Origin of the sequence: Vibrio sp. HI00D65, from assembly GCF_001635455.1 — a bacterium.
Classification (GTDB): Bacteria; Pseudomonadota; Gammaproteobacteria; order Enterobacterales; family Vibrionaceae; genus Vibrio.
The window spans coordinates 1-313 of sequence record NZ_LWEH01000036.1 but is presented as its reverse complement, the minus strand read 5'-3'; the positions used below and the strand labels follow the sequence as shown (position 1 = coordinate 313).

General features: G+C 42.8%; 1 protein-coding gene. It reads right to left on the bottom strand.

Translation table 11 applies throughout. The features are described from left to right. Positions 1 to 24: 24 nt before the first annotated feature. Positions 25 to 313: AhpA/YtjB family protein (locus A3712_RS06560; RefSeq protein WP_269451413.1), on the bottom strand; the 289-nt coding region annotated here is incomplete at its 5' end.

Genomic DNA, 313 nt, shown 5'->3' with positions numbered 1-313 from the left:
TATTGGATAACGTAAATACGCTATTTATGAATTTACGTTTTTCAGAAGTAAGTTCTCGCCTGATTTGGTCGGCCTTCTACGAATCAACATAATAAACAGTACGCCACTGACGAAGCCCATCAATACCATGCCGATCATGTAGCGATCACTTTTGCGGTAGTGGTGATCCGATATTGCTGTCATTTTACCTGTCTCAAAGGTGACGCGGATAAAACCAATGATGGTGTTTTCTTTCGAGTAAATTGGCTCTACTAGCTGCTGTCTACCGATACTCGCGGTTGAAAGTGGTGTATCTAGGCCAAGAACCTCACGA